The organism is Hymenobacter glacialis (assembly GCF_001816165.1).
GTDB lineage: Bacteria > Bacteroidota > Bacteroidia > Cytophagales > Hymenobacteraceae > Hymenobacter > Hymenobacter glacialis.
Genome location: NZ_MDZC01000068.1, coordinates 211397 through 219626, shown reverse-complemented (window position 1 = coordinate 219626; position 8230 = coordinate 211397). Strand labels below are relative to the sequence as shown.

Sequence of the window (8230 nt, the reverse complement as noted above, 5' to 3'; positions counted from 1 at the left end):
CTACTCTTTTTCAGCAAATCATCCAATAGATTCAAACAACACGTTTTTAGTTAGTTAGGAGACTAAATAGCAAGTTAGTGCTACCCCGGCTCCGGGTACTAGGAAGGTCTAACGACCACCCCCAATGCTAGCCTCAAAAGCTGTAAATCTGTTCGCAGATGCAGTTTTTGAGGCTTTTTTTGCGTTCGGCTCAAGTCGAATGCATCCGTAGCATTGCCGTCAAGAAAGTGTTTTACCACAGCCTGACCAATGCTATGGGGGGGGCTTTAGGTGAGCAGAAAGCCACTCTCCCATACGCGCCTCGCTACTACGGTACAAATAGCCCCATAAGGCGACGAAAAGCACGCCAATGCGCCGGAGCACAACTGCATGAATACTCCTGATACGTTCATGAAAGCGAAACCATGCGGCACGAGAACATTCGGCTCGATTTTTAGCTTAACTTGTTACCTTACTGCAAATCACATCATTTATTTTGCTCATGAAAAAGATTATCCTTCCCTTGTTGTTCGCAGCATTTGGGCTGGCGGTTCCCGCCGTGGCTGCCTCCACTGGCGCGCCTACTGCCTCTGGGTTCACCAAACCCACGCCCGAAGCATATGCTGTGCAGCCGCAGCTCAGCACGCTGGGCTGGCTGGCCAAAAAGGTTACCGGCCAGCACAACGGCACCATGCAGTTCCAAAGCGGGCAGGTGCTGGTGAAGGGCAGCCAGATAACCGGCGGCACGTTCGTGGTTGACATGGCGTCGATGAAAGTTGAGGATATAACCGATGCCGGCTCCAATGGGAAGTTGCTGGGCCACCTCAAATCGGAGGATTTTTTTGCCGTGGACGCCAACCCCACGGCCACGTTTGTCATCACGAGTGTGAAACCGCTGAAGGGTGATGCCAATGGCAACAACGCCACCATCACAGGCAACCTGACCATTAAGGGCAAAACCAACCCGTTGAGCTTCCCGGCCAAAACAGGCGTGAAAAACGGCATCGCGGCAGCTACCGGCACGGCCACCGTAGACCGCACCAAGTACGACATCCGCTACCGCTCCAAGTCCTTTTTTGAAAGCCTTGGCGACAAGGCCATCGACGACACCTTTAGTCTGACCTTCAACGTAATCGCCAAATCGGACGGCGTGGCCAAGCGCTAGTTTTTGTCGTCTTGACATAAAAGAGGTTCCGCCATTCAGGTGGAGCCTTTTTTTATGCGCAAATGACTTTCGCCTACATCCCAACAAGTTTTACCTAAAGCATAGGAATTCCCTTTATGCATGCTGCACCAACAGGTGGCAAATGAGTTTTGGTCAGGGCGTTGAATAGGCCGCGACTTTGGAAAATACCTTCAATACCGCCCCCCCAAGCTGCTGATGGGATAAGCATGGGTTGTGAGGTAGGCAAAGCCGTCTTTATTGGGTTTAAGACCCGATATAGTTGGTAAAACTAAGAGCAAACGATAACAGCAGTACTTTTGGCATCGTTAATGTGGGACCGTGGAATTCAGCAAGAGTTACTTTGTCAGGCATTACGCTTGCTGTCATTCCTTAGTGGCAGCGTTAATAATGCGGGCCTGATGCCTTCATCCGGGTAACTACAACTACCTTCACGGCCCAAGGCTCTGCTCTTTCCATGTTTATTTACCGGCACGCCCCTAGTGCTCTCCCCTTCTGCTCATGCTCCAAGAACTAACGAATGCCTTTGGCAAGGTGTACCTGACCATCGAGTACGATAGCTCCAATAAGTGGGTATACAACAATTGGATAGGGTACCAGACCCAGCCTGGTATCAAAGCGGGGGCGGATGCCTGCCTGGTTCACCTGCAAACCAACGCCTGCGCCTACCTGCTCAACGACAACCGCGAAGTGGTGGGGCCCTGGGACCATGCTGTGGAGTGGATTGTGATGGACTGGGCCCCGCGTGCCCTGGCCCAGGGCCTTACTCACTTTGCCAACGTGGTCAGCCCCGAATCCATGGCCGCCCTCTCGGCGCAGGCCATGCACCTGGGCCTGGGCGGCCGGCTGGTAATGCGCATGTTTGGCAACATCGACGATGCCAAGGCGTGGCTGCGTGCCGAGCAACAAGCCGCCAGCTCCAGTTTAGCAGCAAACAGACACGCCGGGAACGAATCGAATGCCACGCCCCAGCAGCTCGCCAATAAATAACGACTGGCCGCAGCCGGCTGCTTGGACTGAGGCCCGCACCTCCACACAGCGCCCCGTCAGGCTCATTTGGCGGCTGCTCGCAACGCACCAACCAAGTCAGAACTGGTCGTTCGGCGGCTTTAGTAGGCTTTTTGCGCCAGTACCACGGCTCCGATTGATGCGGCAGCCGCGCAGCCAAAGCACCTCTCCTTCTTTGTTGCACAACCAGTTTGGCCAGTCGCCCTGGTATGCAGGGTTTGTCGCACATTTGTAGCTCACCTGCAAACTCGTGCTCCTGATGCTTTTCGCCCCTGTTTCGTCTCGCCGCCGTTCAATCATCAGCGGCATTGGCTTGCTTGTGCTGGGAATGGCGGGCTGCACCCGGCCGGCGGTGAATGCCAGCCCGCAGGACTACCTGGTGTACGTGGGCACCAATGTGGCTTCAAACCAGGAAAACACCATTTTCCTCTACCGTCTTTCCTCCACTACCGGGGCCCTTACCCAGGTGAGCGCCCAGCCCGGCGGCGCCAGCCCCACCTACCTGACCCTGGACGGCAAGAAGCGGTTTCTGTACGCCGTAAATGAAACCCAGACCTTTCAGGGAGCCAAAAGCGGCAGCGTGCGGTCTTTCGCGGTAGACCAGCGCACCGGCAGCCTCACCCTGCTCAACGAGCAGCCCTCGGCGGGGGCGGCGCCCTGCTACATCAGTCTCGACGGCAAAGGCAAGGTGGCCCTGGTGGCCAACTACGTGGGCGGCACCAGCAGCCTGCTGCCCATAGGGGCCGATGGCCAGCTGGCCCCGCCCAGCGCCGTGGCCCGGCACACCGGCCAGGGCCCGCACAAAAACCAGGAGGCCCCCCACGCCCACTGCATCATCACGGACCCCGCCAACGAGTACGCTTTCACCGTGGACCTGGGCACCGACCGCGTGCACCGGTACCGCTTAAATACCGCCCAGGGCCTGCTGACGGAAACCGCCGAGCCTGCCTTTGTGGCCCGGCCGGGGCCGGCCCCCGGCACCTCACATTCCATCCCGACGGCAAACGCGCCTACCTGATAAACGAACTCAACTCCACCGTAACGGCCCTGGCCTACGACGAGGCGGCGGGCCAGTTCCGGGAGCTGCAGACCCTCTCGGCCCTGCCCGCTGACTTCGCCGGCCCCAATTCCTGCGCCGACATTCACGTCTCGCCCAACGGACGGTTTCTGTACGCCTCCAACCGGGGCCACAACAGCATTGCCGTGTTCAGCATTGATACAGCTAGCGGTGCCCTCACGCCCGTGCAGCACGTACCTACGCAAGGCAAGACACCCCGAAACTTCGTCCTCGACCCCAGTGGGCACCTGCTCCTGGTGGCCAACCAGAATTCCAACAACCTGGTGAGCTACCGCGTGGACCAACAGACGGGCCGGCTCACCCCCACCGGCCAAACGGCGGAAGTGCCCTCGCCCATGTTTTTGCAGGTTGTGGAGGATTTCAGGAAGTAAGGCGCACGGCAGGGCCAATTCTGCCTACAAAACCACTTCTGCCACCACGGCCGTGCTGCCGCCTGCGTCGTCATCGGTTACCAACAGTAGCTCCCACCGGCCCTTCGCCACTGCCCGGCGTACGGACAAACCCTCTACTTTGCCGTGGTAGGCGCGGCCATCGGCCCAGGCCAGAAGCGCAAAGGTTCCAGTGTTCTTTTTAAGGTCGATAATGCCCACGAAAGAACCCAGCACAGGACCATCCAGCACAGCATCAGCCGTGTCTTCCACCGAGGCGGTGACGAATAACCGGTCTTCAACAAACGTAGCGCCCGAAAAGCCGGCGGGTCGGCCGTCGATGGTGGGCACGGCAAACAGCTGCGGGCGGGCTACTGCCGGCGCGGGGCCGTAGCCCGCTAGAAACCGCAGCGTGGCCACCAGCGGCAGCCGAAACAGCAAAGCCCCGCCCGTAGCCCCCACCGTGCGCTGAAACAGCAGCAGCTCCGTGGCTGAGGTGGCGGCCGCTTCCAGGTTGAGCACCGCACCCGGGGCAAGCAGTGACCGAAGCAGCGCATAGAGCGGGGTCAGGCGCACCGGCACCGGGGCGCCACCCGACACCGGCAGAAACCAGCCGTTTTCGCGGGCCGGCGTGCTGCCTGAACTCATTGCCAGCACGCCGGCCTGGCCCGTGGGCCACGTCAGGGCCGTGAGGGCTTCGAGGTCGGGCTTGGTGCTTTTGGGAATGCGGCCCGTGCCAAACTCCGTGCTTTTGAAGAGCTGTACCTGCGCCAGCACGGCCAGGGTGGTCGCGTCGAGCAGGTACACAAAGGGCGCATCGTCGCTAATGACGTAGGCCACGGGGCCAATCACCTCAATTCCGGAGGCCGACGGCAGGCCGGGAATGGTGTCTTCCGAGAGAATGGCGGCAGTCATGTAGCTCCTAAGCTTTTACTTCACAATTACCAGCTCCACGCGCCGGTTGAGGCGGCGGGTTTCCTCGCGGTCGTTCTTAAACTTGGGCTTGGTGCCGCCGAACCCCACGGTAGTGATGCGGTTTTCGTTGACGCCGCGGCCCACGAGGTAGCGTTTCACTTCGGCCACCCGGTCTTCGGAAAGCTGCTGGTTTTTATCGGCTGGGCCCACGTTGTCGGTGTGGCCTTCCAGGCGCACTTCGGTACCGGGGCTGGCTTGCAGCGCAATGGCCAGCCGGTTCAGCTCGGTGTAGGAAGAGCCCAGCAGGCCGGCTTTGCCCTGGGCGAAGATGATGCTGGGCAAGTCCACTTTGGCGCCCACGGCGGCGGGCAGCAGCAGCAAGTCGCGGCGCGGCGAACCGCTGGCAATGAGCGTGTCGCCCACTGTCAGGAAGCCGCCGCCGGTGGCCGTGAGGTAGTATTTGCCGGGCAGCAGCGACATCTGGTAGCCGCCGGTGTTATCGGCGCGGCTGGTGGCGTTGAACTGGATGCCGGCCGCGTTGGCTTGTAGGTTGGCTTTCACAATGGCACCCGGTACCGGCTGCTTGGTGCGGGCGTCCAGCACACGGCCGCTCACGTAAACCCGCGGCGATGCTTCCGTAACCACCACCACTGGCGCCACGGGCAGCGAATCGGCCGATACGGCCCGGCCCGTGCGCCAGATGTCCTTGGTCGCGTTGGGCGTGGGGGAGGAAGAATAATAAGCCGTTTTGCCGTCCGGCGTCAGGCTGAGGTAGGCATTGAAGCCAGGGCCGTTGAGGGCGGGCCCCAGGTTGCGGGGCTCACTCCAGCGCGTCCAGCTGTCGTCGAGGCGCTGGCTCACGAAAATATCAGCTGAGCCGTAGCCCATGTGGCCGTAGGACGCAAAGTACAGCGTTTTGCCATCGGGCGTCAGCCAGGGGGCAAAGTCGAAACCTGGCGAGTTCAGCACCGCGCCCAGGCTTTTGGGCTCGGTGTAGCCCCCACTGCCATCGGCGCGGCTCAGGTAGATGTCGTTGCCGCCCTCCGAGTCGCCCCGCTCCAGCGAGAGCAGCATGATTTTCTCGTCTTTGGAGATAAAGAAGCCCGAGCCCGGCACGGCCGTGTAATAATTCGCAACGCGCACGGCGTCGGGTTTGAAGTTTTTAGTGGGCCCGGCAGTGGCGGCAGCGCGGCTGGTTCGGCTTAGGCTTTCGTCGCGGGAGGTGCCGCCTTCGTAGGTACCGCGCAGGTAAATGGTCTGGCCCTCGGCGCCGGCCACGGCCACCACTTCGTTGTTCTGGGGGGTGTTGATGGCGTCGAGGCGTGTGACGGGGCCCCAGGTCTGGCCTTGGTCGGCGCTGCGGCTCAGCCAGGCGTCGCCGGAATCGGTGTTGCCCTCGGTGTTGCCCGCAAATTTGGTGCGCGCGAAGTACAGTGAGTTGCCATCGGGGCTCAGCACGGGGTTCACCTCGTTGCCAGGTGAATTAACGGGGCCGGCCAGGGGCTGGGGAGTGCCAAACGGAGAAGGCCCTTCCGCCACGTTGAGGCGCAGCAGAAACAGGCGCCATTGCTGGCTGGCGCGGCCGTTGCTTTTTTGCGCCAGCACCGGCGTACCGTTGAACTTATCGGCCGATGCCAAAGCCGCGGTGCGGTTCTCGCTTTTGTTTTCGAGCTGAAAACTGCCCGCCGGGCCCGCCGGCACCAGGCGCCACTGCTGCTCGGCGCTGCCCTGAAACGGGCGCTGCAACAGGGCCATGCTTTCGCCGGCCTTGCTCACGGTGAGGCACTGCTTGCTGTGGCGCGCTTCGATGCGGTAGTATTCGCTGCCCGCGCGCAGGGGCACGAAGCGCCACTGCTGGCTGGGCGCGTGCGTGAACTCCCACTGCACGGCCGCCGCCCCACTGGTGGGGCTGGCACTGGCCACGTCGAGGCTGCGCCCACTGCCCCGGTTAATGATGCCATAGTAGGCCCGCTCATCGGGAGCAAAAGCATCCTGGGCTTGAACAAAAAACGGAAATAGTAGAAACAGCGAAAGAAAACGGAGCATCAGCGGGGGCGCGCCAGCAAAGAGCACGCGTGGTTGTACGGTGCAAAAGAACGGCGGGAAAGGCGAAATTCGCCGCGGCCGGCTCCTGGCACTGGCGGTACTGACACCTTAAACTTCTGGAAAAAAGAACGTCATGCTGAGCTTGCCGAAGCATCTCTACCGCACCTCTTGTCATGCTGAGCCCCGCGAAGGACCTTATCCCTGGTAAACGAGTTGTTCTAAGGTAAAAGGATGCTTCCTTCGTCAGCATGACAGGCGAAGCGGTAGAGATGCTTCGGCAAGCTCAGCATGACCGTCTAGTCGGCATGACCGTCTTGTAAGCATGACGAGATATTTGGACAAGTACTACTGCCCGTACTTGCTGCGAAATTTCTTCTCCAGGTATGTTTGCTTGCTTTCCAGGGAGATGCCCCGGCCGTCGATAAAGGCGCGGGAAACGGCGTTGGTGCGCATATCCAGCAGGTCGCCTTTGCTGAGCACCAGGGTAGCGCTTTTGCCGGTTTCCAGGGTGCCGTAGTCTTTGTCGATGCCCATAATCTGGGCCGTGGAAAGCGTGACGGCGGTGAGGGCCTGCTCTTTGGTGAGGCCAAAGGCCACGGCGGTGCCGGCCACAAAGGCCAGGTTGCGCGAGCCGCTCGTTTCCTGGTCGCCCTGGTAATCGAGGCAGAAGCGGATGCCGGCGGCCTGCAGCTGCGCGGGCAGCTTGTAGGGCTGGTCGTAGTCGTCGGCATCGCGCCGGGGCAGGGCGTGCACCCGCGACACCACCACGCTCACGTCGTTCTGCTTCAAAAAGTCCAGCGCCATCCAAGCATCGCGGGCACCTACTACCGACACCTTTTTCACGCCCATACGCCGGGCAAACCGTACCGATTCGATGATTTCCTTGCCGTAGTCGGCGTGCAGGTACAGGGTTTTGCTGCCGTCGAAGATGCCGGCCAGGGAAGCCAGACGCAGGTTTTCGGGGCGGCCGGCGGGTTGCTGGCGGTAGGCGCTGGCTTCACCGAAGAGCTGCTCCAGGTTGCGGAGCTGCGTTTCGCGGGCCTTCTGGCGGCGGTCAAGCGCGGTGGCGTCTTCGCTGGGGTTCAGCCGGAACACCATCTGGGGCCAGGTGAGGTGCTGGCCGTCGTCGGCGCGCACCACGGCGTCCTGCCAGTTCCAAGCATCGAGCTGCACCACGCTGCTTTGGCCGGCCAGCAGGGCGCCGCGGGGGGTGGTCTGGGCCAGCAGTACGCCGTTGGTGCGCACCGTGGGCAGAATGTCCGAATCGGTGTTGTAGGCCACAATGGCTCGCACGTTGGGATTCAGTGTGCCCACTTCCTCGTCGTCCACGGTGGCCCGGATGGACTCCACTTCGGTCAGGCCCAACGTTGTATTGGGCACAATCAGGCCGGGGTACAGATGCTGCCCGGTGGCCTCAATGGCATCGAAGCCGGCCCGGTCCTGCGTGAAGCCGGCGGCGGGTCCGGCGTAGGTGAGCCGGCCTTTGTCGAAGGCCACGGTGGCATTGGGCACCACCGTGCCGTTGCCCACGTGCAGCGTGGCCCCGGTGATGAGCACCGGTTTGGTTTGGGCGGGCGTGGGCATGGGCACCTGGGCCAATGCGGCGAAGGCGGTGCTAGCTAAAGCAAGGGTGAGAATAACGCGCATAAGGAC

The 8230-nt window shown here is 61.3% G+C and carries 7 protein-coding genes; 4 read left to right on the top strand and 3 right to left on the bottom strand.

Features of this window, described 5'->3' with window-relative positions:
* Positions 1 to 481: 481 nt before the first annotated feature.
* The 4 genes from BEN48_RS11225 (at position 482) to BEN48_RS19790 (ending at position 3619) form a co-directional block, all read left to right on the top strand.
* Positions 482 to 1144 carry a YceI family protein gene (locus BEN48_RS11225; protein ID WP_070734893.1) on the top strand — a complete coding sequence of 221 codons (663 nt, stop codon included), beginning with the start codon at positions 482 to 484 and terminating at the stop codon, positions 1142 to 1144.
* Positions 1145 to 1663: 519 nt separating this feature from the next.
* Positions 1664 to 2152: a hypothetical protein gene (locus tag BEN48_RS11220; protein WP_070734891.1), complete on the top strand. Its 489-nt coding sequence runs from the start codon at positions 1664 to 1666 to the stop codon at positions 2150 to 2152.
* A gap of 277 nt (positions 2153 to 2429) precedes the next feature.
* Positions 2430 to 3188 (top strand): lactonase family protein, encoded by a 759-nt coding sequence (locus tag BEN48_RS19795; protein WP_070734889.1) that lies wholly within the window; start codon positions 2430 to 2432, stop codon positions 3186 to 3188.
* Positions 3185 to 3619 carry a lactonase family protein gene (locus tag BEN48_RS19790; protein ID WP_317043700.1) on the top strand — a complete coding sequence of 145 codons (435 nt, stop codon included), beginning with the start codon at positions 3185 to 3187 and terminating at the stop codon, positions 3617 to 3619. Before BEN48_RS19795 ends, BEN48_RS19790 begins: the two co-directional genes overlap by 4 nt.
* 24 nt (positions 3620 to 3643) lie before the next feature.
* Here BEN48_RS19790 and BEN48_RS11205 read toward each other — a convergent pair whose 3' ends face one another.
* The 3 genes from BEN48_RS11205 to BEN48_RS11195 all read right to left on the bottom strand — a co-directional run bounded on the left by BEN48_RS11205 (position 3644) and on the right by BEN48_RS11195 (position 8224).
* Complete coding sequence (locus BEN48_RS11205; RefSeq protein ID WP_070734885.1) at positions 3644 to 4531, bottom strand: DUF6929 family protein; 888 nt, start codon at positions 4529 to 4531, stop codon at positions 3644 to 3646.
* Positions 4532 to 4546: 15 nt separating this feature from the next.
* A complete protein-coding gene (locus tag BEN48_RS11200; RefSeq protein ID WP_125932595.1) occupies positions 4547 to 6577 on the bottom strand; it encodes an RICIN domain-containing protein in 2031 nt (676 codons plus the stop codon).
* A gap of 345 nt (positions 6578 to 6922) precedes the next feature.
* Positions 6923 to 8224 (bottom strand): amidohydrolase family protein, encoded by a 1302-nt coding sequence (locus BEN48_RS11195; protein ID WP_070734882.1) that lies wholly within the window; start codon positions 8222 to 8224, stop codon positions 6923 to 6925.
* Positions 8225 to 8230 lie beyond the last annotated feature (6 nt).

Coding starts and splice junctions, on each gene's coding strand:
- BEN48_RS11220 (WP_070734891.1), top strand. CDS start 1,664: ATGCTCCAAGAACTAACGAATGCCTTTGGCAAGGTGTACCTGACCATC.
- BEN48_RS11205 (WP_070734885.1), bottom strand. CDS start 4,531: ATGACTGCCGCCATTCTCTCGGAAGACACCATTCCCGGCCTGCCGTCG.
- BEN48_RS11200 (WP_125932595.1), bottom strand. CDS start 6,577: ATGCTCCGTTTTCTTTCGCTGTTTCTACTATTTCCGTTTTTTGTTCAA.
- BEN48_RS19795 (WP_070734889.1), top strand. CDS start 2,430: ATGCTTTTCGCCCCTGTTTCGTCTCGCCGCCGTTCAATCATCAGCGGC.
- BEN48_RS11225 (WP_070734893.1), top strand. CDS start 482: ATGAAAAAGATTATCCTTCCCTTGTTGTTCGCAGCATTTGGGCTGGCG.
- BEN48_RS11195 (WP_070734882.1), bottom strand. CDS start 8,224: ATGCGCGTTATTCTCACCCTTGCTTTAGCTAGCACCGCCTTCGCCGCA.